This is a genomic window from Cohnella sp. OV330, from assembly GCF_900112065.1.
Taxonomy (GTDB): Bacteria; Bacillota; Bacilli; order Paenibacillales; family Paenibacillaceae; genus Cohnella.
The window spans coordinates 245,868-269,739 of sequence record NZ_FOKE01000002.1; the positions used below are offsets into that span (position 1 = coordinate 245,868).

At 54.2% G+C, this 23,872-nt stretch carries 18 protein-coding genes, 1 tRNA gene and 1 pseudogene; 7 read left to right on the top strand and 13 right to left on the bottom strand.

Annotated features, from left to right (window positions below; translation table 11 throughout):
• Positions 1–193 precede the first annotated feature (193 nt).
• The 3 genes from BM235_RS05030 to BM235_RS05040 form a co-directional block, all read right to left on the bottom strand.
• Positions 194–269, bottom strand: a tRNA-Gly gene (locus BM235_RS05030).
• Between the two features lie 28 nt (positions 270–297).
• Positions 298–525 (bottom strand): hypothetical protein, encoded by a 228-nt coding sequence (locus tag BM235_RS05035; RefSeq protein ID WP_090110106.1) that lies wholly within the window; start codon positions 523–525, stop codon positions 298–300.
• 479 nt (positions 526–1,004) lie between these two features.
• The gene (locus BM235_RS05040; protein WP_090110108.1) at positions 1,005–1,856 is read right to left on the bottom strand and encodes an ATP-dependent DNA ligase; all 852 of its coding nucleotides are present in this window, start codon (positions 1,854–1,856) and stop codon (positions 1,005–1,007) included.
• A 122-nt stretch (positions 1,857–1,978) separates the two neighbouring features.
• Here BM235_RS05040 and BM235_RS05045 point away from each other — a divergent pair, with 122 nt between their 5' ends.
• From BM235_RS05045 to BM235_RS05055, 3 genes are all read left to right on the top strand, one after another.
• Positions 1,979–2,365 (top strand): YhjD family protein, encoded by a 387-nt coding sequence (locus tag BM235_RS05045; RefSeq protein ID WP_090110110.1) that lies wholly within the window; start codon positions 1,979–1,981, stop codon positions 2,363–2,365.
• 108 nt (positions 2,366–2,473) lie between these two features.
• Positions 2,474–3,154 carry an SOS response-associated peptidase gene (locus BM235_RS05050; protein WP_090110112.1) on the top strand — a complete coding sequence of 227 codons (681 nt, stop codon included), beginning with the start codon at positions 2,474–2,476 and terminating at the stop codon, positions 3,152–3,154.
• Between the two features lie 11 nt (positions 3,155–3,165).
• A complete protein-coding gene (locus BM235_RS05055; RefSeq protein ID WP_090110114.1) occupies positions 3,166–3,444 on the top strand; it encodes a transcriptional repressor LexA in 279 nt (92 codons plus the stop codon).
• A gap of 43 nt (positions 3,445–3,487) precedes the next feature.
• Here BM235_RS05055 and BM235_RS31940 read toward each other — a convergent pair whose 3' ends face one another.
• Both BM235_RS31940 and BM235_RS05065 read right to left on the bottom strand, forming a co-directional pair.
• Complete coding sequence (locus tag BM235_RS31940) at positions 3,488–4,126, bottom strand: hypothetical protein (RefSeq protein WP_177244192.1); 639 nt, start codon at positions 4,124–4,126, stop codon at positions 3,488–3,490.
• Positions 4,127–4,345: 219 nt separating this feature from the next.
• Positions 4,346–5,815: a serine/threonine-protein kinase gene (locus BM235_RS05065; RefSeq protein WP_090110116.1), complete on the bottom strand. Its 1,470-nt coding sequence runs from the start codon at positions 5,813–5,815 to the stop codon at positions 4,346–4,348.
• A gap of 191 nt (positions 5,816–6,006) precedes the next feature.
• On the opposite strand from BM235_RS05065, the pseudogene BM235_RS32450 reads away from it, so the two are divergent.
• Positions 6,007–6,087, top strand: a pseudogene (locus BM235_RS32450) (DNA-binding response regulator); the annotation flags it as partial.
• A 134-nt stretch (positions 6,088–6,221) separates the two neighbouring features.
• Here BM235_RS32450 and BM235_RS05075 read toward each other — a convergent pair.
• Positions 6,222–6,992, bottom strand: coding sequence for a YhcN/YlaJ family sporulation lipoprotein (locus BM235_RS05075; protein WP_090110118.1), 771 nt, complete (start codon positions 6,990–6,992; stop codon positions 6,222–6,224).
• Between the two features lie 241 nt (positions 6,993–7,233).
• On the opposite strand from BM235_RS05075, the gene BM235_RS05080 reads away from it, so the two are divergent.
• From BM235_RS05080 to BM235_RS05090, 3 genes are all read left to right on the top strand, one after another.
• Complete coding sequence (locus tag BM235_RS05080) at positions 7,234–8,958, top strand: S-layer homology domain-containing protein (RefSeq protein ID WP_090110120.1); 1,725 nt, start codon at positions 7,234–7,236, stop codon at positions 8,956–8,958.
• A gap of 186 nt (positions 8,959–9,144) precedes the next feature.
• Positions 9,145–10,707 carry a response regulator gene (locus BM235_RS05085; RefSeq protein WP_090110122.1) on the top strand — a complete coding sequence of 521 codons (1,563 nt, stop codon included), beginning with the start codon at positions 9,145–9,147 and terminating at the stop codon, positions 10,705–10,707.
• Positions 10,700–12,445, top strand: coding sequence for a cache domain-containing sensor histidine kinase (locus tag BM235_RS05090; protein WP_158543910.1), 1,746 nt, complete (start codon positions 10,700–10,702; stop codon positions 12,443–12,445). The genes BM235_RS05085 and BM235_RS05090 overlap by 8 nt, the downstream gene beginning before the upstream one ends.
• 67 nt (positions 12,446–12,512) lie before the next feature.
• Here the strand turns inward: BM235_RS05090 and BM235_RS05095 are convergent, their stop codons facing one another.
• From BM235_RS05095 to BM235_RS05125, 7 genes are all read right to left on the bottom strand, one after another.
• Positions 12,513–14,114 (bottom strand): ABC transporter substrate-binding protein, encoded by a 1,602-nt coding sequence (locus tag BM235_RS05095; RefSeq protein ID WP_090110126.1) that lies wholly within the window; start codon positions 14,112–14,114, stop codon positions 12,513–12,515.
• A gap of 58 nt (positions 14,115–14,172) precedes the next feature.
• Positions 14,173–15,111: a carbohydrate ABC transporter permease gene (locus BM235_RS05100; protein ID WP_255374125.1), complete on the bottom strand. Its 939-nt coding sequence runs from the start codon at positions 15,109–15,111 to the stop codon at positions 14,173–14,175.
• A 22-nt stretch (positions 15,112–15,133) separates the two neighbouring features.
• Positions 15,134–16,051 (bottom strand): ABC transporter permease, encoded by a 918-nt coding sequence (locus BM235_RS05105; protein WP_090110139.1) that lies wholly within the window; start codon positions 16,049–16,051, stop codon positions 15,134–15,136.
• Positions 16,052–16,272: 221 nt separating this feature from the next.
• A complete protein-coding gene (locus BM235_RS05110) occupies positions 16,273–20,556 on the bottom strand; it encodes a family 43 glycosylhydrolase (RefSeq protein WP_090110140.1) in 4,284 nt (1,427 codons plus the stop codon).
• Positions 20,557–20,572: 16 nt separating this feature from the next.
• Positions 20,573–21,496, bottom strand: coding sequence for a carbohydrate ABC transporter permease (locus BM235_RS05115; RefSeq protein WP_090110142.1), 924 nt, complete (start codon positions 21,494–21,496; stop codon positions 20,573–20,575).
• Positions 21,456–22,451, bottom strand: a complete 996-nt coding sequence (locus tag BM235_RS05120) for an ABC transporter permease (RefSeq protein WP_255374061.1) — start codon at positions 22,449–22,451, stop codon at positions 21,456–21,458. The genes BM235_RS05115 and BM235_RS05120 overlap by 41 nt, the downstream gene beginning before the upstream one ends.
• Positions 22,452–22,463: 12 nt before the next feature.
• The gene (locus BM235_RS05125; RefSeq protein ID WP_143106631.1) at positions 22,464–23,729 is read right to left on the bottom strand and encodes an extracellular solute-binding protein; all 1,266 of its coding nucleotides are present in this window, start codon (positions 23,727–23,729) and stop codon (positions 22,464–22,466) included.
• Positions 23,730–23,872 lie beyond the last annotated feature (143 nt).

Sequence of the window (23,872 nt, forward strand, 5' to 3'; positions counted from 1 at the left end):
CCCAATCAGCGGCTTCGTTCTAGGTGCGGCCATTATTGACGCTGGCCGCGTGCGCTGCCGATCCAGACCTTGTTCATAGGCGCTTGGCATCAACGCCCGAGGATGGAGTGTCCGCCCCTGCATGCTCTTGCCCCGGCATGCAGATCATGTCATGGGCGTCTTGGGGAGGTCCGGCGTAAAAAGGGTTAACGAATGGAGCGGACGGCGGGATTCGAACCCGATCATCGCCGGCGTGGAAGGCCGGAACTCTACCGTTGAGCTACGTCCGCATGCAATAAAAAAAGCACCCGAAGGTGCTTACAAACCCGCTATTCCTTTTCTTCGCAATTTATCGCTCAAGTCTTTCTGTACAATATCTGATACGTTCTCCTTCATATACTGGACCAGCGAAGCATTGTTTTTCGCAATAACATCCGCAAACGCATCGATCAGATCCTCGGTATTGACTTCACTCTTACTTCTTAGTGCATCGTTAATTAATGCTTTTATTTCTTCTGCGGAAAAACCAGCCTTTGACTTTGGCATATTTGTTATTCACCTCCTATTTCTATCTTACCCCACCTTCCATTAATAGCCAATATATGCTATAATAAATTTGCACCGCTCGGAAAGCATCCGGCGGTGTTTTCTCGTGTGTTACCGCGCGCCACTCGACATCACGTACAAAACAAAAAGAACCGGGCGGGATCGCACGGTTCTTTGCTATGTCTCCCACGTATTTCAACCGCCATTGATATTGCCGACCATTCCGTGCAGATGCACGATATGATTGCTCTCTATCTTTCGATTGCGGACGTGAGCAATTTTCGTCCGGGATATCCCCGAACCCTGAGCAGGAAGATCGGTACGCGCTATAGGTCCGGCCTGTTTCATCCGGCACATATTCGGCGGCGACTTGCTCCCTTATCGATTTCTCGATGATATAAATATAACACTGTACAAGTCTAATGCACCGCTTTTAATTTGCATTTTTTATAGAAAAATAATTCACGATAAACAAAATTTTAAACCACGAACTTGACGAATTCCGGCGACCGTAACATTCCCCGCCGGGTCCAATTCCGAAACCTGACTTGCACGCGCAGAAGTGGCTCTAAGTAAACGAAGTCTTTGTCCTGTCCCGTAACGAGCTGTTTGGCGACTCCGTAAAAAGCTTTCTTATGGGCGGAAGGCACAGCGAACTCGATCAGTCCTGCCGGTCGCCCCTCGTAATGCGCCAGCCATCCGAATTCCTCGCGTCGATAGCCCGCGATCGCGACCTCAGCATAGGTGTAGTTGATAATTTTGATCCACCGCGGATCCCGCCGGCCGACATATACGCTGTTCGACCGCTTCGCGACAGTCCCTTCGAGCTGCCGGGATTTGATTACATCGAATAGTGCTTTCCCTGTGCCCTCTACGCTCATCACGTTGCTGAAATAGGCATTCGGCCGCAGAACCTCGTGCAGCAGCTCCTTGTGCCTTGCGAGCGGCCAGGCTCGCAAATCTTCGCCTTTATATCGGAGGATATCGAACACGAAGTAGTGAACCGGCCAGGACGCCGCAGCCTCGTGAATCTTCCGTGCTTGCTTTAGCTGGAAACGTTCCATGAGCGATTCAAAATCAACGGCCCCCGTTGCCGGATCCACGCGCGCGACCTCGCCGTCAAGGACCGCGTCTGAGGCGTCCAGGAGCGGTACGTCATGGAGCTCAGGGTATTGAGCCGTGCAGAGTGTCTCGTGCCTGGTATGGAGAATAGGGCGGCCGTTCAGGACGGATAACAGGAGGCGGTGCCCGTCGATCTTGGGCTCAAATAGGTAACGGGGATCATCGAAGGGATCTTCGCGTTTCGTAAGTAGCATCGGTGGAAGGAACATGATACGGGCGCCGCCTCTCTTTTTGGTAATACTGATTTTAGCATTGGCAGCTCTAGGAGGATGCAGGTAAGTATTGTATAAGAACACTCGTTCGCAATATAATAGGCGATGAGGTGGATTACATGGGTACCCGAGCAAGCGCCGATGAGCTGGAAATGATCCGAGATTACTTGCTCCTGCCGTTCATGATAACCATGGCGGAACGGGGGCTAGAAGAGGCTGAACGATCAGGAAACCTGCTGAACAGAATATTTGCAGAGGCGGCGCACGTCTTAATCACGAGAATGGGCTCAGAGGCAGCCCGGCTCAGGAAAGAATTCAAGGACCGAGGCATTAAAGTTCACGGCCAGGCTGAAGAGGAAATGGAGAACATTCTCATGCTTCGCTACAACGTTCGGGGATACGAGGCCAATTTTGGAATTTATCGAGAAGTCGCCAAAGCGCAAATCAGCGTTCAGCTCGGACAGTACATAGGGGAAATGGTTCGAGACATGAACGGCATGAAATAAGAGCAGCGGCCTCGGAGGCTACTGCTCTTTCTCTTCAAGTTCGACCGAATGGTCATAAATGCGTGTAAAGAACAATTAGGACGTTTTCTAGAGGAGCTGATCACCACCATGTGCGGACGCTATACGATACAAACGACGATCGAGGAACTCATGACCATGTTTGAGCTGGACCGCGTCGGCGACATCCACTTGACTCCTAACTACAACGTCGCTCCCACGCATTCGGTGCCGGCCATTATAAACGATGGCGGCGAACGACTGCTTGCTCAGTTTCATTGGGGCCTCATCCCGTTTTGGGCCAAGGATAAAAAGATCGGGTTTAAGATGATCAATGCGCGCGCAGAGACGGTTGCCTCGAAGCCGGCATATAAAGGTTTGATCAAGCGTCGGCGGGCAATCATTCCTGCAGATGGTTTTTATGAATGGCAGGCCGTTGAAGGCGGAAAACAGCCGTATCGCTTTGTGCTCAAGTCCGGCGATCCATTCGGCTTTGCTGGTCTCTGGGACGAATGGGACGGTCCTGACGGCCCTCTGCGTAGCTGTACGATTATCACCACGACGCCGAATGAGCTCGTAGAGGACGTGCACGACCGCATGCCGGTGATTCTGCCCCCGAAGGCCGTTGACGCCTGGCTCGATCCGGAAGAAGACGATGCGGAAAAGCTGCAGGAGCTGCTCGTGCCTTACGATGCAGACAAGATGCGGCGCTACCCTGTATCTAAGAGCGTCGGATCGGTAAAGAATACAGGCGCGTCTCTCATCGAAGAAATACCGCTGAACAGCAAATAGGAGGCTCGATCGTGCTGCCTGATCTCGAACGCAAATTGCTGCGCATCCTGGCCGCTTATGTATTCAAGCACAAGCGATTCCCGTCCATGTGGATTCTTTGGCGGAAGACAGGGCGCCGTGAGGCCGATCTGCTCCGATCGCTCAAGTCACTGAAGGAAAAAGGATATATCGACTGGGAAGCAGCGCAGCATGCCCAAGCTCGGATATTGAAGGAATGGGAAGACGGGGTTAATTTGCGGCCGCAGAAGGAAGTGCGGTCGATTGATCCTTGGGAGATGGAGAGTTTTTAATACGAAGCCTCAGATAAAATAAAAAGACACCATTTGATGGTGTCTAATTTTTTAAATATTTGTCTTTTTCAAACTTAATCATATCTTGAGCAACCATCCTTGATAGAAATTCCTTCAGCTTATTTTTATTTAAATTAGTTGCCGCCAGCGCATCTTCAAAAGTTACTCCATTGGGATTATCCTCTAACAATTCCCTAAATCGACGACCACTTTCTCGCAAATCAATTTTATCGTTTGAATCAACTGCTGATGTTAATTCAATTTCAATCGATTTTGCTTTTGCTGAGAATAACTTTTCTTGAATCTCATCGAGTAAATCTTCGACAACAGTGATGGTTTTTTCATCGCTTTCTTTTGGTGATCCAACTATTTTCCCTTTCGCAGCATTTATGATTTCAGTTGCCTGAGAAATATCATTTTGTATATTTTTGTTTTGCATAATTATTTCATAGAAAAGCTGCTCATTTTTATAATCGCTAGGAGCATAAAGGACTTTATAATTAAAATTAAGTATGAGGAAAAACGCTGCTATGAGCATTATGGGAAAAGCCATAACGAACCAAACGAATGTTTTCTGTACGTCAATGGGTAAACCCAATAAAACTGTAGTACCAGTAACCTCAGCGATTCCTGCAAATATTGCGATTATTGTTAAAGGATTTTGAACTTTTCCTTTGTCCATTCTGCCATCAACTCCCATTCCCATAGTACCTTGTCATCATACATACTTCAACAAGTCACTATAAGAATTGATTTTGTAAACTTCAGTTCGCCGGTTAAATGAAGCACAGCAAGGGTTTTAATCATATGTGTTTCAAAATATATTACGAATGTAGTGTATTTTCAAACACAAAAATACAAAACTCTTCTTACCTAAATTTTGAACGGACTTTTAACTATGTTACTTCCGCCAAGTACCTTGGGAAGGCCTCTCCGGCATAGTTGTGGGGAATGTTAATTGCCCCTGAATTGCAAGTGCAAACCAGGTTAACCAGCGATCCATAAATTCCTGCTCATTTCCAAGCTCGAGACGAGTGAAGGGCCAAGCAACTTGATATTCTGCAAATACCGGAGATAATGCTTTGCCAGACTCCTCACCAGGCGGAAGACTAAATGGGTCCCGATGACCTTTCTTACCGATCACAGGATTGTACATAAAAGCCGTTTCGAACCATCCAAATTCGCCTTCCTTCTGAGCATCACAGAACCAAAGAGAGTGTTCTCTACCTTGGTATCCGTACTTGTCCGCTGGAATCCGAATACTGATCGAAGATTGTGCCATTACCTTTATATTCGATGGATAACGCGGTCCCCATGGATTTTTTTTGACCTCATGTATAGCTCCTACATCGAGGCTAGCTGATCCCAAAGTAGCAGTCCAACTATAAAGACGCAGATCTTGTAGCTGCTTTATAGTCGCACTAGGGGCATTTTCATATACAGCTTGAGACAATTGCTCGACAAACAAGGACAGAATTTTCCCTGCCGAAGCTACAATTTCCTTATTCCTCTTCTCTTCATCCTGTGCTGCAGACATTGCGGCCGATTGATTAGCTAATTGTTGTGATTGAGCCAAGTTGGCAGCTTGTAGCAATGAAGCTCCAGACGACGAGGGGCGAATGATATTTTTAAGTCGGTTTAACAGGTTGTCAGCTGTTGGTCTTACTTGAGGTGCCTTCATAAGACATTCTGCTACCAGAGAAGTAAACAATGGGGGCTGTCCTGTAATCTTCGGTGGCTCCTGATTGAGATGTTGTTCACGGAAATCCGGACCGTTAAAAGGCCTTTCCCCAGTGATCAATTCGAACGCCATCACCCCAAATGAGTAGACGTCAGACGAAGATGTAGCCCTTTCAAAACGCCAACGCTCCGGTGCATTATAGGGTTTTGACCACGCGTACTTATGAGTATCTGACGACGTAGAAGCCTCGGCATATCTTGCTATACCAAAATCGGACAGACACCAATGGCCATCTAAAAGTAAAACATTTTCCGGTTTGAGATCACGATGAACGACCTTTAACTTTAGATCAGATAGGGCATTTGCTATATCAGTTAAAATCTCAACAGTTTCATGGATCGACAAAGCCCCTTTTTCTTTAAGTAGATCTCGAAGAGACTTGTCCGCTCGCGGCATCACAATTACCAAATCGTTATTATGCTCGCCAGCTTCAATAATTGGTATGATGTTGCGTACACCGCTTAGATCTTCAAACAGTAGTTCACGTTGCGCTCCCGGCTGCTTAGGGATGAGTTTAATAGCAGCTGGAACTCCCGTCTCGCTCTCGGCGAGAAATACATGTCCGAAACCGCCCTCACCAATTTGGCGGCCAAGCCTCCATTGTTGTTTCAACTTAATCACATGATCCATATAGAGAATGTCCTCCAACTATATTATTAAGCATCACCCATTAAACCATATATATCCAAAACAATAAACCACTCTTTCCGTACGTTAATCTATGTTATTACGTTAAACTGACCCCGTTAGGATTCCTGTAGAGCGTTAATTTTGCGCTTTGCATAAAAACGAGCGCCCCCGGTAAGATGGGTTGACAAAAAAACGTCATGCAAAAGCTGAACGTCAAGGGTCGTTCGCAAGCGGTCGTTGAGCTGATTAAGCTCGGGGAATTGAAAATCTGATCCGGAGCGATCCGGACGCGGACCGGCCTTCTTTTCACCGCTTTAGGCGGAGGGAAAGAAGGTTTTTGGTTGGAAAAAAGCCTGCCGCATCCATCGCGACAGGCTGTTCAAGCGTATTCGGCAGCGGCCGAACGCTACGGACGGGAAACGTTGTTCATATGCGGGTGACGGGCGTTCATGCCGATGGCCGGGCCGCCATTGCCTCCGCCGGTCATTCCGCTGCCGTGGATGCCGCCGCCCTGGATGCCGTTGCCATGCACGCCATTGCCGTGCATGCCGTTGCCGCGGATTCCATTGCCTGCTTCGTTGCCGGCCATACCGCCGTTGCCGGTCATGCCCCCGTTGCCGGCAGTCCGATCGCCGTCTTCGGCCGTGGGGAAGATCCGGTTCACGATCGCGTTGAATTCGGTCAGGAGCCCTTGGATCGGATGCCCTTGCCTCACTTGCTCCGCGTAGCCGCGCATCCGGTCGCCCCACTCGGGATTCGACGACACGTACACGTGGTCCGTGGCCGGCGACTGCGCCTTGACCTCGTCGGCGATCTCGCCCTTCAGCTTGCTCGTGAGCTCGTGGTCTCCGTGGCCCTCGGACATGATCGCGACGTACGCGTTCCGATCGGATCGGACGACGTAAGCCGATTGTACGTCGGATCGCGCCGCCAGCTTATCCGCGATCTTCTGGTCCATCTCCAGATGGCTGTTGCCGTGAAGGCCGACCACGTTGTTGTTCATGCGCTGCGTGCCGTTCATGCGGTTCATTTCGTTGCGTCCGTCGTCGGCGAACCGGTCGTTGATACTCTGAGACTTGATGTTCGAATTGCCGACATCGCCCTGCTTGCTCGCGCATCCTGCCATCGTCAGCGACGCCGTCAATACGAGCGCGGCCGCCGTTGCCTTTTGCCACATCAGATCCGACTCCCCTTTGTCTCAATAGTTAGAATGTTTGGAACACGATGTTGCGCCAATCGTTAGAATCACCAACGCAATGGGGCGCTATGCGTTTTTTTTCGACCGATTAAGGCAACTTGCGTGCGAATAGTGAATGTCGGGGGAGCCGGCGGAGCCTTACAATGTACAATACATCGCTGTTTTGCAACCGTTGTCATCATGATGGACAAGCTTGATCAACCTGCGAGGAGGAAAAGTGATGAGAAGCGCAAAATGGCGCGGGGCTATGGCGGCGCTGCTATTGCTCGCGGGCATCGGTCAGTTCGGTCTCGTCGGAATGGCGAATGCCGCGGAGAACGCGACGACAGCGTTCGAGCTGAAGGCGGCTCAAGCGTCGGTTAAGGTTAACGAACCTTTCGCCGTGACGATCGAAGGAACCGGACTCAAAAGCTTGTATGCGTACGAGGTGCTCGTCGATCTGCCGGCAGGCGTATCGGTCGTCGACGCCCAGGACCGGCTGCCCGGCGGCCTGTCGGCGGCGCCGGTCTTGAACGGGCATACGCTCCGATACGGATCGACGAAGACGGGACAAGCGTCCGGCATCGACGGCGCGCTTGTCCTGGCCCGCCTGACGCTGCGATCGAATGTCGAGGGCGACGCCGAGATCCGGCTTACGAGCGTGAAGACGCTCGATCCGAAGCTATCGGCGACGACGTTCGCCGAGCCGCGCACGGTCAAGGTACATATCGCGGCAAGCGGCGGGACGACGGTGAATGGCGGCGAAAACGGAGGCGGGGAAAACGGGGGCGGTACCGGCGGTGACAATGGGACCGACGAGCCGGCAGCGATCGATGAGAACGACGGCGCGAGCCAACTGGCGTCGGGACGAATCGTCATTCCGACGGATCGCCCCGTCGAAGCGCCGCTGTCGACGCTTCTAGCCTGGGCGCGGCAAAAACCCGACGCCGTCCTGGAAATCGCGTCCGGCAGCGCGACCTATTCGCTGCCGCTCGCCGAGCTGGCTTCGCCGGCATGGCTGGCGCGGCTGGGCGAAGACGCCGCCTCGGCGCGCATCACGATTCAGGCGGCCGAGGCCGGCGCCGCCCAGACGAACCAAGCGGAGCGGAGCGCGTCCGCGCTCGGCGCAAAGCTCTTGACGAAGCCGGTGGCGTTCGACGTATTCGCCACGCTGCCGGACGGCCGAACCGTGACGATGGACCGGTTCGACGCGTATGTATCCCGCTCGTTCAAGCTCGAAGGGGAAGTCGATCCGAGCCGGACGACCGGCGTGTATATCGATCCAGATACCGGCGAGCTGCGCCCAGTGCCGACGGCTTTTCGCGTCGTGAACGGCGAAGCGGTCGCGGATCTGTACCGCCAAGGCAACAGCGTCTACGCGCTGGTCGCCCTGGACAAGCGGTTCGGCGACGTGACCGGTCATTGGAGCCGCGAGACGGTCGAGACGATGGCGAGCAAGCTGCTCGTCCAAGGCGTCGCCGATGGACGATTCGATCCGGACAAAGCCGTGACGCGCGCCGAATTCGCCGCGCTGCTCGCCCGCGCGCTGGCCTTGAACGCGGCCGAGCCGACCGCGACGGCTTTCGCGGACGTCGGACCGAACAAATGGTACGCGGTGACCGTTCAGGCTGCGTCGGCCGCCAAGCTGATCCAGGGCGACCCGGACGGCCGCTTCCGGCCGGAAGACCCGATCTCGCGGCAGGAGCTCGCCGCCATCCTGATGCGCGCGGCCGAATACGTGCAGCGGCCGCTGGCCGAGGCGACCGCCGAAGCGGGCGACCAGGCGTTCGCCGATCTGCAGCAGTCGGCAGCATGGGCCCGGCCGGCGATCGTCGAAGCGGCGGCGGCGGGCTTGTTGACCGGCGACGGTCGGCAAACCTTCCGGCCGCTGGCAAAGACGACCCGTGCCGAAGCCGCCGTCGTGTTGAAGCGGCTGCTCGCGCAAGCCGGTCTGTTCGGCGAATAAGCGGACCTTCCTCCCCTCCCCCTTCCAAACGGAAGTCGGGAGGGTTTTTCGTTACGGGCGAGATGTCAAACCCCGCAACCCCCTTCATTCTTAATACTTCCTGTTCAAAATTAAGATATCGCCTTTTGCGCGGCCAAAAGCGATTATAATGAGGCTATTGAACATCGCGCGCGGGGAGGAATACGGGTGAAGCTGCTGCTCGTGGAAGACGAACAGTTGATACGCAAGGGAATCTTGTTGAAAACGGACTGGAAGCGCTGCGGAATCGAGGAGATCGAGCACGCCGAGGACGGCGGGGAAGCCGTCCGGATCGCGGAGCGGTTCCGTCCCGACATTCTGCTCACCGATATCCGCATGCCCCGCATGGACGGGATCGAAGCGGCGCGCGCCATTCGAAGCCTCTGTCCGAACGTGCGCATCATCTTCATGAGCGGATTTTCGGACAAAGCCTACTTGAAGGCCGCGATCTCCCTGCAGTCCGTCCACTACCTGGAGAAGCCGATACGGCAGGAGGAGCTGCTGGAGGCGCTGCAGGGCGCGGCGCAAATGGTGTTGAACGAGCGGCGGTCGAACCTCGGAGAGGCGGAGAGCCAGCCGCTGATCAAACGCGAGATCGCGGGACTGCTCCTCTCGCCCGACCTGCCGTCAGACAAGCTGTCCAGGCTGCTCTCGCTCATCAATCGGCAGCCCTCCGATATCGCAGCCTGCTGCAGCGCCATTCTTAAATGGCATCGTCCCTCCGGGGCCGCCGCCGACTCGGTGCTGCTGACGCTCGAGGATACCGCCCGCGACGCCGGTCTGGACGGCTACTGCCTCAAAAAAGACGAATACCACTTCGTCGCGCACCTCTGCGCGCGCCCGGACCGCCATCCCCCCATCGCCTTCTCTGCGCGGCTTCAGGACTGGATCGAGCTCGCGCGCGCCCGCTTGCCTGACAGTCCCGGCTACCACCTCGCCGTTGGCAGGCAGGTCTCGGGCATGTCGCGCGCCTACGATTCGTACGTGTCCGCCGTCCTTCAGCTTCAGAAGAGCTTCTACCGGCCTCCGAATGCCGTCCTGCGAGAGACGGATGCCGAGGAACGAACGGACGCGTACGTATTCGACGACGATCGAGCGGCCGCGTTCGCTTCGGCGCTTCAATCGGGAGGCGAAGACGAGGCCAGGCGCTGGCTGGGAAGTCTAGCTCGCGACATCCGCCGGCATCCGCATACCGCGGTCTCTTACACGAAAGGGGTCTACCTGCAGCTCTATCAGGTTCTTCGGCAGTTCGGCAAGGAGAGCGGGCTCACCGAATTCAGGCAAGACGCCTCGGTCGGCCCGTTCGCGGAGCGTCTGCACGCATGCCAGCGTCTGGACGACCTGCGCGCGCTGCTGGAGGGCGAGCTAGCCGCCCTGTTCGAGCGCCTCGAAGCGCGGAAGGGCAATTCGATCGTCCGGCAAGTCGCGCAATATATCGAACGCCACTACCAGAACAGGGAGCTGTCGCTCTCCGAGATCGGCGAATACGTCGGCGTGACGGTGCCGCATCTTTGCTCCGTTTTCAAGGAAGGCACCGGCATGACGATCAAGCAATACATGTCGGAATACCGAATCAACCGGGCCAAGACGCTGCTCGCGAACCGCGAGCTGAAGCTGTTCGATATCGCGCTTCAGGTGGGCTATGCCGACGGGGAGTATTTCAGCAAAATGTTCAAAAAAATCGCAGGCATGCAGCCGTCCGAATACAGGAAGCGAATCGTCGATGCATAACGCGCTTAACCGGATTCTGCTCAAGCTGAAGCTCAAGCACAAGCTGCTGTTGTCTTACCTGCTCCTGATTCTGCTACCGATTCTATATCTCCAGCTCTACGCATCCGGGAAGGTCGCGGGCATCATTCAGGAGATGGTCAGCTTCTCGCTTAACCAGAGCTTTAACCAGACGCATTCTTTTCTCTCGTATAAAATGAAGCGCATCACCGACACGTCGGACCTGATCGCGCTGGACGAAGACCAGCTGACGCGCATCCTGAAGCGAGATCCGTCCGCCTATTCGCTGTACGAGCAGCTTGAGGACGGCAATAAGCTTAGCCAGTTCCTCGAATCCTATCGCGACGGCACGGATGTCGTCGCCGTCAAGCTGTACATGCCGGACGGCTTCTTGTACGCGGGCGAAGGCAGTTCCATGTTCAGATTAATAGACGCGCAAAAAACGCATTGGTACGAACAGCTGCAGGCCGCGCAGGTGAAGCTCATGTGGTTCTCGGGGCTTGAAGATACGACCGGCGGACCGGGCGCGCAGAAGGTGACATCCCTCGTCCGGCTCATTCGCAATCCCGACCACTACAACGAGCCGATCGGCCTGCTGCGGCTCGACCTGAACGAGCGCGTCCTCAAGGAGATCGTATCCCGCGCGAATACGGTCAAGAACAGCCTGACCTACCTGCAGCGGAGCGACGGCGCCATCCTGATCGCTTCGGACGATGCGCTGATGAAGCGTTATTTTCCCGATGCCGGCGAAGAGGCGATCGCCGGCAATGGCGAGCTCGAATTTCTCCAGCTGCGCATCCCCGATACGGATCTGACGATGGTGACGGCGATTCCGCGTTCGGAGATCGTATCCAAAAGCGCGAGCCTGCAGCGAAGCCTGCTGATCAGCCTCATCGGCGTCGCGCTGCTCGCGATGCTGCTCGCCCATATCATATCGCTGAACATGACCAGGCGGATCACCCACCTGAGCCAGAAAATGAAATCGATGGAGACCGGCGCGCTCGAACCGATCGTGAAGCCGGCCGGCGAAGACGAGATCGGGGAGCTTATCCATAGCTACAACGCGATGTCTCGCCAGCTTGCCCTGCTGAAGGACGTCGAGGTCAGAGCCGTCAAGTCGGAGATGAAGGCGCTGCAATCCCAGATCAACCCGCATTTTTTGTACAATACGCTGGATCAGATCAACTGGATGGCGCAGTTCGGCATGAACGACCAGATCGCTTCGCTCGTCCAGTCGCTCGCGCGCTACTACAAGCTGACGCTAAGCAACGGGCAGGATATCATCACGATCGGCCAGGAGTTGGAGCTGATCGCCTATTACGTCGAGATACAGAACGTGCGGTTCGAGCAGAAAATCGAACTGATCGCGCAAGTGGACGAGCCGTTTCTGCAGGGTCTCATCCCTAAGCTGACGCTACAGCCGATCGTCGAGAACGCCATCCTCCACGGCATCCTCGGCAGCGAAAACCGCGAGGGCAGCATCGCCATCTCCTGCGAACGCAAGGACGACCGGATCGTGCTGACCGTCATGGACGACGGCGCCGGCGTGGACGAGGAACAGCTTGGACGGCTTCGGGCCGGCGCCAGGCTCAAGACGTCCGGCAGCGGCTATGGCATCCGCAACGTGCAGGAACGGATCAAAGTATATTACGGCGATAGCTACGGCCTGCAGTTTTTCAGCTCTCCCGGCGACGGGATGGCGGTCGAGATCCATATTCCGTTCGTCGTCGGCGCGGAATAAGCGCGACCCGAGGGCGGACAAACGAAAAAAGCGGCGGCTCCTTCCGGAGACCGCCGCTTCTTAATGATTATGCTTTATGGCTTGCCACGTAGGCGTCGAGCTGCTTTTGCATTTCGGCTTGCACCTTGTCGAGCCCTGCTTGCTTCATCTTTTCGATGACTTCGGGAATGCCCTCCGAAGGTTTGACGAGACCGAAGTAGATCGGAAGCAGATACGTCTTCTGGACGTTGGCCAGGGCGGCAAGCTCGTTTTTGATGTTGGCATCGTCGAGCGCGAACGTCTCGAGCGGACTGTGAATGATGTTGTTTTCCTTCCACTTCTTATAGAACGATTGAAGCAGATCGCCTGCAGGGCCGTCGAGCGTACGGACGAGCTCCGTTCTCCAACCCCATGGGCATACGCCGTCGGGCGTGTAGCCGGTAGAGCCGGGAAGGACTTTGTACCTGTCCTCGCCGACCGGTTCCCAGTGCTTGCCCTTGATTCCGTAGGTCGTCAATTCGAACAGCTCCCGGTCGTAGCGGAGCAAGTCGAGCGCCATAAGCGCACGTTCCGGATGCTTGGAGGTCGCGTGAATGCCGACGCCGTTGTTGATGAGCGGATCCTGGAAGCGCTTCGCGTCGGGCGAGAGATCGTAGACCTCCACCTTCCACTCCGGATGCGCCAGGTTCATCGCTTCCATCGTCGCGGATGCCGTCAGGATGTTGCCTGCATCCGCCGCCATCTTGCCTTCCTTGAAGGCGGCGTGCCAGTCCGTCTTGGCGACGATCGCGTCTTTGGGCCATACGCCCGCTTGCGCCATGTCGTACATCGTGTCGATCTTTGCGAGCGATGCCGGGTCTTCCAGATAGTTGATAAGCTGCGGCGATTCGGAATTCATGTCATAGACAAGCGGCGCGCTCCCGTGTACCCAGCGCTTTTCGAGATCCAGGAAGAGGAGAGCCGAGCCCGAGCCGTTAAGCGTGGTCGGCGGTCCGTTGTAGGCGACTATGCCCTTCTCGTTCTTAGCAATCGTTTTCACGTAGTTGACGAAGTCGGCCTGCGTCTTGAGTTCGGGAATATTGTACTTCTCCCGCAAGTCGCCGCGGACCATGGCGACGGCGGAGCCGGATTCGAAGGCGTCCTGCGGCACCATATAGATCTTGCCGTCGATCTTGGCCTGATCCCAGCCGACCGGATCCTGATTGGCCCACGTATTCGGCGCGTAGGTTTTCAGCAAGTCCTCCGTCAGCTCGAGGAAACCGTCCTTGCGCGCAGTCGGATTATAGAACGCCCAACTGGACGTGAAAGCCATGTCGAAGTCCTCGTTGGCCGCGAAGAGCAGCGGGTACTTCTGATTCATCTCGCCCCAATCGAGGAATCTCACCTCGAGCTCGGCATTGATCTTCTCGGTCAGAATCTTGTTGACCTCCGCGTATACTTCGTCCGTGTCCGGCGCCTTCGGCCCGACCAATACCATCTTCAGCTTGACGTGCTCCGAAGTATCGATCGCCGACGCCGAAGCGCTGGCCGTAGGCGAGGCGGATGCGCTCGCCGAAGACGTTGCCGTCGCGGAAGCAGACGGACTCCCTGAAGCCGCGTTGTTCCCGTTTCCGCCGCTGCAAGCGCTGGCCAACATGCTGAATGCCAGAACCGTGGACGTGCCTAACCAAGCTTTCTTCTTTTTACTCATACGCTTCCCCCCGATGAATGGATGATAATGCTTGCTATGATAAACCGGAATTCCGGCGTTATCCCTTGACGGCCCCGATCGTCAAACCTTTGACGAAATAGCGCTGGATGAACGGATACAAGAAGATGATCGGCCCGGTCACGACGATGGTCAGCGCCATCTTCAGGCCTTCGCCCGGCAGGTCCGGCACGGGGCGCCCGCTTTTCTCCGCCACGATCTTCAGCCCGTCCACGTTGCCCAGCACCTTGTACAGATAATACTGAAGCTCATACAGCCGCTGGTCGCTGATGAAGAGCAAGGAGTTGAACCAGTCGTTCCAATATCCGAGCGCCACGAACAGGCCGATCGTCGCCAGCGCGGGCTTGGTCAGAGGCAGGATCAGGCGGATAAAAATCGTAAAGTCTCCGGCCCCGTCGATCTTGGCGGACTCGGTAATCGCGGCCGGGATGCTCCGCATGAAGCTTTTCATGACCAAAATGTAGAATACGTTGACGAGCGGCAGCAACAATAGCACCCAGTAGGTATCTTTGAGCTTCAGATAGTTGACGATCAGGATGTACAACGGGACGAGGCCTCCGCTGAACAGGGTCGTGAAGTAGAAGAAGAAGGAGAAGCCGTTGCGCCACTTGAAGTCTGGCCGCTGCAGCACGTAGCTGCACATCGCGATGACGAACAGCGACAGGGCGGTGCCCAGGACGGTCAGGGAAACGGTGACGCCGTAGGCGCGCAGGATTTGCTCGGGAAACTTGAAGACGAAGCGGTAGGCTTCCAAGGAAAATTCCGCCGGGATGAGCTTAAAGCCTTCCATCAAGATAGCCCGTTCCGACGAGAACGATCCGCTCAGGATCAGCAGGAAGGGCAGGATGCACAGCAGGGCGACGAAAGTGATCCAAAAGTAAGAGATCGTATTTAAAATCCATTGGTCCGCGCGTATCTTGCGGGCGGGCATCCGGTCTAAGCCGGCGGCCGCCACGCGGGTATCGGTTACCGAATTCATCAAGCGTGACGCTCCTTTCCGATTAGAACAAAGCCGAATCCTTGTCCGCTCTGCGGACGATTCCGTTCACGAGCAGGATGGTCGCGAAGCACAGGATCGATTGATAGAACCCGATAGCCGCCGACATGCCGATCTCGTTGTTTTCGACCAGCGATCTGAAGACGAACGTGTCGATGACGTCCGTGGTTCCGAACAGCAGGCCGTTGTTGCCGATCATGTTGTAGAAAAGGCCGAAGTCGCCGCGGAAAATGTGACCGACCGACAGCAGCGTCAGGACGATCATCGTAGGCTTGAGCGAAGGAATCGTGATATGCCAGATCCGCTGGAAGATGTTCGCGCCGTCGGTCTCGGCCGCCTCGAACATCTCGGCGTCGATGCTCATGATCGCGGCCAAGTAAAAGACCGCGCCGTAGCCTACGGCTTTCCATGCGGAGAAAAAGACGAGGAAGAAGGGCCAGACGCTTTTGTCGCTGTAGAAGTTGAAAGGCTCGATGCCCAGCGATCGCAGCAGCGTGTTGATGGTGCCGTGCTCGAAGTTCAGCAGATTGTAGACAATCGTGCCGACCACGACCCAGGAGATGAAGTAGGGCAGAAACAGCATCGATTGGCTGATTTTCTTGAACCATTTGCTCTTCAGCTCGGACAGCATGATGGCGATGGAGACCTGAAGGACGAGGTTGATCGCGATGAAGGCGGCGTTGTAAAGGACGGTGTTGCGCGTCACTCGCCAGGCGTCTCCCGAGATAAAGAAAAACTTGAAGTTCTCGAGGCCGTTCCAAGCGCTTCGGAGTATGCCTTTGCTGTAGGTGTACTCTTTGAAGGCGAGGATGAGGCCGAACATCGGAAGATATTGAAACAATAAGACGAAAAACAAGGACGGAATGAGCATGAACAGCATCGTTTTGTAATTCAAGAAGTCGCGAATAAACGCGGATTTCATGGATTTCTCTCCTTTCGCGGGCTGTGTGGCGGCGGCAGCCGCGGACGGCTCGCGTTCCCCCGGTTGTCTGATCTTAATTATAGAGGGGTCGACGTCCGGTTCGTCCCCCCTAAACTTTCGATTATCTGTCGGATATTAAGAAGCGCCAAAAAAATGCCATCCCTTCGATGCGCAATAAAAAGCAGCCCGCCCTCGGGTGAGGACGGACCGCTTATTTCGAATTATGGTTTAAGCATAACATCCAGATAATCGATCTCCGCGTAATTAGCGCCTTTGGTAAACCGGACTTTATTGTGTCCTGCCGTTAAGGTTTTCTCCATTACGGTCGTTCCCCAGTTTCCCCAATCGGAATACACAATGTCGACCGCCTGGCTCGTTCCTCCGTTGACGGTCATGCTGTAGGTTGCGATCGGTTGGCCGATCGTTCCGTTAGCCGTTCTTGCCGACAGGATATAGGAACCGGCCGCAGCGACGGTAACGTCGAACTCCACGTAGCTGTTCGAATTATCCATATATCCAACCTTTTTTCGGCCCGAGGCCGTCTCGTCCTGCACCCTTTTCGCCCCGTTCGCGATCGTCGCCTCTTCGGCTTCATATCTCTTTCTCACCGGCTCCCCGGACGGCGTCAGGATCGGAAAGTTCGGCGAGACCGGAACGCCGAGATTAGGCGTGTTGTCCGCGTTCCAGGTAAAGGGCTGCGCCCTTACGCTCCTCGTCCAGCCTGAGCCGGACCATCGGGCGGCATGATAGATCAACCAATCCTCGGTGCCATCAGGCGATTTGGTGAAGCTGTTGTGCCCTGGGCCCATGACGCCGCTGCCGCCGCTGAAAATCGGCGCGGCGCTCTTCGTCCAGGATGCCGCGGACAATAAATTGGACGAAGCGCTTGCCGTCAGCAGTCCCAAGTTGTAGTTATTGCTCCAGCTGCCATCCGCCGAGTAGACAAGATTAACCTTATTTCCTTTGACGATCGGCTGCGGCGCTTCGTTTACATAAGGGAATTGGGTTTTCTCCCAACCGAAATTCGGCGATGAAAGCAATGTTTTGGGGCTGGACAACGTATAAGGATTGCTCATCGAAGCCACATAGATGTTCTGGCGATCCTGGTACGGGGAATCCCATCCGGACCAGAACCAATAGAGCTGCCCCGCAAGATTCAACACGGTGCCGTCGATCGCCCACAAATCCGTCGCGTCGGTTATTTTTCCTTTATCGGTAAACGTTCCTTGGAACGGATCGGCGTTCGTATTCTCCAGTACGAACATACGATGATTGAGATCCTTCGAATCGGCGCAGGTCGTAGCCGAATAATAGGCATACCAGGCATTGTTCAAAAAGTGAATTTCCGGCGCCCAGATCGACCGGCAGTTCGCCGCGTTCGGATTGTTGGCGGGCGGGGTCCAGATGACCTTTTTCTCGCCGGCTTCGATACCCGACAGCGTCTTGGATCTCCAGATCGTCACATTGTTGCCCGTCGTCTTGGTGTAATAATAGTAGCCGTCGGTATGTTTGTACATCCAGGCGTCGGCGCCGTCCTGAGCGATGACATTATGGAAATCGGATCGGGCAAGCTGCGGCGAACGCACCTCTACTTCCGACAGCTCCACAAGGCTGCTCTGGCCGCCTCCCGGAAACTTCAATCGCAAATACCTGCCCGAGGCGTTCAAGGTGTACGTATACTTCGATGAATCGTAGCTCTGACCTTCGACGGGTACGTTCGTCGCGCTTAGAACGCTCGTCCAGGTCGTCTTGTCGTTGCTCACCTCGAAGGCGATGTTGGCCGGTACGGTATATGCAGAGCCATAAGGAAATTCCCGGAAATACAATGCCACATCCTGTATAGACGTCTGCCTGCCCAGATCTACCTCCCACCATGCGTTTGCCGCTCCCGCTGCGGTGGAGGCCCAGGCGTTCTCCGCCGTTCTGCGGGAGTGCGTGCCGTCGTTCGCCTTCCCGGCCGGATACATCGCCGAATATTCCGACGAAGCCGTCGCTTTTCTCTTGAAGGCGGCATTCTGCGTCTGCCGCTCATGCTGAGGCAGCTTGCGGTTGTAGATGCCGACCTCCGACAATTGCACCGACGTACTCTGGCCGCCGTCCTCGAACAGCAGGCGGACATACCTGCCTTGCCCGTTTACGGAATAGGCGTACGCAGCGGACCCGTAGGATTGACCGTTCACAGGAACGTTAGCCGATCTGGCCAGCAGCGTCGTCCAATTCGTATTGTCGTCGCTTGTCTGGACGGTGATCGTCTTCGGCGCCATATAGGCGATATTCGCGGGAGATTCCCTGAATTTCACTTCGATGGTTTTGAACTTTTCCTGCTGCCCCAGATCGACCTTCCACCAACTGTTCAGATTCGTACCCGAGGCGCTGGACCACGCATTGTTCGGATTAACGGTTCCATGACTGTTCAACCCGTCATTCGCCTTGCCTGCAGTATAGGTGGCATCAAATACAGAGGAAGCGGAAGCTGTCTTTCCAATCGCCAGATTCGCGGATGCCGGCACCGTTTTTTCCCGAGCGATTTCTACCTCCGAAAGCTCGATCAGCGAATTTTGCCCGCCCGTCGGAAATTTCAGCTGTACGTATCTGGCCTCCGCCTGGAACGGATAAAGATACACTTCGGAAGCGTACGTGGAATTTTCAGGCGGGACATTCGTCGATTGATTCACGACCGTTGTCCAGTTGACATTATCGTTGCTGATTTGCACGGTTACCGCGTTCGGAACCATGTATGCTTTTTTCTGAAATTCACGATACTTGACGCGCACGCCCTCCATCTTCTGCTTTTTGCCCAGGTCCAGCTTCCACCAGGAATTAAGCGCAGCGCCGCTGGCGGTCGCCCAAGTATTCTCCACGGCATCATTGCTGTTAATACCGTCCACGGCTTTATCGGCCGCATAGGCTGCGCTGAACTGCGATGATGCGGTAGCGGTTTTCTTAAATCCCGGATTGGATACGATCGTGTCCCAGTATCTTTTGGCACGCGCGAACTCTGTCGCGTCGTTCATGTAGGCATCGGGATTCCACATCCAGTTCGCCATCGATATCGCGTAGATTTTGTGCGGCGTCGTCGGCCGGAAAATATTTTCGAGGACGCCTTCGGACGTATTCCGCGGCATATCGTTCCACACGTACCCGCCCGGCAAGGTCAGCGATTGCGCCGGAGGAACCATCGTTTTCGTCTTAAACGGAACTCTTTGATCCGTAAAGTAATAATTGTCGATCTCCCACTTCGGAACGTCCGGATCGTTAAAATTCAATCTGGTATCCGCAAGTTCGTAGTCATTGTGCCAATAGAACGGTATTTTATAAGGACTGCTCGTATAATTTCTCCAAGTGGATACGTGAGCCGGCGTCAATTCCGTCGAGAAGACATTATAACCCGTCCAAGCTGCCCCGATCTCCGGGATCAATCCGGTCGTATACGTATTCAAGTAGGTGCCGATATCGGACTCGGTCAGATTATACTTCTCCGGCGTCGTCAGCAAATAAAACCCTTCAGGACCTGACAGGCTCTTCTGGATCTTATTGGCCAAATCCCGATGCTTCGCCGGATCCGGAGAGCCTTGATCGTCGAAAGCCAGCATAATCTTGGAAGCGCCTTCATCCAATGATAATTTAAACAAGTCAAGCAGCTTGCCGAACTCTGCGTCCGTCGGCATCCCCCCCGAGTAGCCGGGATTAACCTCCTGCATAAATTGGATGATGCCTTTATCCCGTTCATAATTGCTGAATTCTTTCACCGCATTCACATAGTCGGCATTCGGATTTCTCCAACCGGTCTCTAAAAGATGGCTGTAACATAAGCTGAACACGTTGACCTTCAGCAAAGGGAGCATGTGCATCCAGTCTCTAGCGTCGGAATACGTAAATTCGCCTTCATTATTCACATGAAATTTGGTATAGATGTCCTTGAAGATCCGCATATCCATATCCGGATAGTCGCGGACCGATATGACCCGCAGCCGGGTTAAGGCGCCGCTCGAATCTACCATTTGGGCAAGGCTCGTCGAACCGTAATAGGCTCCGATCGCCTCGTAACCGGTGACCAGCACGATATGCCGATTGCCGGCCAACGCCCGTTCGATGGCGTAACCCTCCTTATGATCGGGAACGTCAATGGCGTGACTGCCGTTAACGGTATTCGTATTTTTCGTTCCGATGGCGATGACCACCGAATAGACCGCGTTGGACTGATCGTCGTAGAGGATCGGAATTTGCTGCCCGTTTTTGCGGGCAATGACGCTTTGCAGCAGATTTGCGCCTTCCTCCTCCGCCGACGAAGCTTCCCTGCCGATGACGATCGCCGCTTTATAAGAGGTGCCGTCATGCAGCGTCAGAAACTCGTCCGTATAGCTGACCTGCTGCGGCGTCGGAACGATTTTATCGATATCTGCGATCGTCGCATTGGCGCGTCCAGATGGACCCATCACAAATCCGGGTGCCGCAATGGCTAACGCAATTACCACTTTTGCCAGATGCATCAGATAACGCTTCATTAGATGACCTCCTCTATTATTCTTTCAGCGAGCCCAGCATGGCGCCTTTCACAAAATATCTTTGCAGGAACGGATACACGATCAGAATCGGAACCGTGGCAAAGATAATAATGCCTGCGCTCATCATTTCCGGCGTCACGGGCATATTGAGTTCGAACTGAACCTCCCCCATGAAGTTGTTCAGCCCTTTTTTGGCGACCAGGTTTTGCAGCAGCACCTGCAGAGGATAGAGCGTCTTGTCCCTGATGAACACAAGCGCGGAAAAGTAAGTGTTCCATTGATAGACGGCATGGAATAGTCCGATGGTGGCGATCACGGCCGTCGATAAGGGCAGCACGACACGGAAATAGATGCCCGCCTCGCCGCAGCCGTCCATCTTCGCCGCATCGAACAGCTCGCCGGATACATTCCGGAAAAAAGTTCGCATGATGATCACGTAAAAAGCGCTTGTTGCTCCCGGTATCATCAATGACCAAAGCGTATCGAGCATATGGAGAGATTTGACTAACAGGAAACCCGGTATAAGCGGCGCGGGTAAAATAAAAGTAAGCACGATGAGCCGCATGATCCATATTCGGCCCGGCATGGTCGCTCTGGATAGCGAATACGCGATCATGGACGTGAGCGCCAAAGTGATCAACGTACCGATGACGGTAATGTAGACACTGACCCCCATCGCCCTCCACATCTCATCCATCGAAATGATTTTTTTGTAAACGGCAAACTGCAATCCCTTCGGCCAGAAATAGACCAGCTTAGCCTGCGCATAAAGCGGGGAACTTAAGGATACCGAAAGGATGTGAATTAACGGCGCCAGCATAATCAGACTTAGAGCGGTCAAAATGGCGATCAAAAACGATTGAAAGGCTGCAGGTTTACGCACGAATCCACCTCCGATGTTAGTAAAGGCTCTCTCCGGTTGTTTTACGACTGATCGCATTCAGCCCGAATACAAGTACGATGCCAATCACGGCTTTAAATAAGGCAATTGCCGTCGTATAGCTGTACTGGCCGCCTACCAAACCGAAAGTATAGACATACGTATCGAACACCTCTCCTACATCCCTAACGAGCGGATTGAGGAAGATCAGCACCTGCTCTACATTCGCGTCCAGAATATGTCCAATCGAGAGAAGCAGCACCACGACCATCGTCGGCATCAAAAAGGGCAGCGTAATGCTCCGCATCTGCCTCCATCTGCCGGCGCCGTCAACCATGGCGGCTTCGTACAGATTCGGATTAATGCCGGATAATGCCGCCAGATAGAGAATCGTGCCCCATCCGACTTCTTTCCAGATCCCGGTGGATATCAGTACGGCCATGAATGTGTTTCCTTGCGTCACATAGTCAACCTTTGGCAAGCCCATTTTACCGGCTATCGTATTAATAATGCCTTCGTAAGAGAGCAGATTAATGAAGATGGAACCGACGATAACCCAGGATAAGAAGTGAGGCATGTAGACAACGGTTTGCACGACTCTCTTGAACGCCATTGATTTCAATTCATTCAGCAGCAGCGCTAGAATGATCGGTGCGGGGAAGCCGAACAACAGCGAATAGATGCCGAGTTTCACGGAATTGCGAAACACTTCATAAAAATCTTCGAATCCGAACATCCGCTCGAATTGCGCAAAGCCCACCCACGGGCTGTGTAAAATGCCTTTGAAGATGTTATAGTCCTGAAAGGCAATGACATTGCCAAGCAGCGGAACGTATTTAAATAGTAAAAAATAGAGCAATCCGGGCAAAGCGAACAAGATAAGAACGCCCTTGTCGCGCAACACCAATCGCCTTTTCATAACATCACCTGCCGGTTCTTGTGGATGGCCATCTGCTTTACAACCATTACCGATCATTCGCGAACCGCGCTGCATGCATGAGGCATGCAGCGCCATCCATCCTAAACGTTATTTATGGAACGAATCGTACCACTGGGTCGCTTCTTCGATGGCTTTATCCCCGCCGCGTTTATGCCAGTCCGCAACGAATTTGTCGAACGCGTCGATCGGTTGATTTCCCGTCATAATCTTGGAGAACATCTCGACGAACATCGTTCCCCAAGTCGAGATTTCAGGATTGTTCTGGAAGGTGACCAACGGCGGCATATACAGGCTGTCGTGCGGGAACGCAATATCCGCAGAGAGCTTATAGCCTGCGATAATCTTTTCCGATTCCGGCAGCGTCTTCAGTACCAGGTCGTTGTTGAACCCGATCTCGCGGGGATTGATGGACAGCTGGAACATTTGAAATGCGTTTTTGTCCGCGTTAACGGGAGCCGAAACATCGTATTTGATTTCTCCGCCCGTTTCGGTATAGTTGGAGCCTTCAATCCCATAAGCGAAAAACTTGTCGGCTTCCGGGGCGCTCCATGCCCAATCGAGATACTTGATGATTTCTTCGGGATTTTTAACCGATTCCGGAATCACCCACACGAAATAAATGCCATCGGACACGGCCCCCAAACCTCTCTCGCCTCTAGGTCCGGCCGGCGGAGCAATCATCGAGATCTTTACTTTGTCAGGCTCGTTGACGAACTTCTTCGGCGCGTTGGCTGCGCTGAAGTCCGGCGTGTATTGATAGACGGCGGCAGCGAAGCTTCCCGACTTGCCGTTATAAATATCGGCACGGAAGTCCGCCTCCTTTTTCGTGAACAAATCGCGATTGACATACCCTTTCTCATAAAGCATCTTATAAAAGGCGATGGCTTCCTTCATCTTCGGGCTGATCATATCCGGCACTAGCTTGCCATCCTGCAAGTGCCAAGTTCCGGGATCGACGCCGAACGTTCCGAAGAACATCGAGCTCCAGCCTACGCCTTCAAACATCGTGTAGCCGTATTCGTCGTTCGGATCGCCATTCCCGTTCACGTCTTGAACCTTAACCTGCTCGAAATAGTTCAGCCAATCGTCGATCGTTTCCGGTTGCTTCAGGCCCAGCTTGTCGAGCCAATCCTGGCGAATTAATCCGATTCTGTCGTTTGCCGTTCCGACAAGAACAGGAATGCCGTAAATTTTCCCGTCCTTCTGAACGCGCGGGCTGTTCCATGCGGTTTCGGGAATCCGCTTTTTGAGGTTTGGACCGTACTGATCGATCAAGGGCCCTAATTCTTTGAAGATCCCCTGTTCGACCGCATCCTTGTGAATGGTCGAATCGATGCTGGGCGTCCGGACCAAATCCGCCAAATCCCCGGAAGCAAATCGCAGAGAGAGCTGTTGATCGTAGTCGGAATGTCCCAAAAAATCGAAACTGAGATTATATCCCGACAGCCTGTTTAATTCTTTGATATAGGGATCGTCTGCTTTTACCGTTTTGGCAT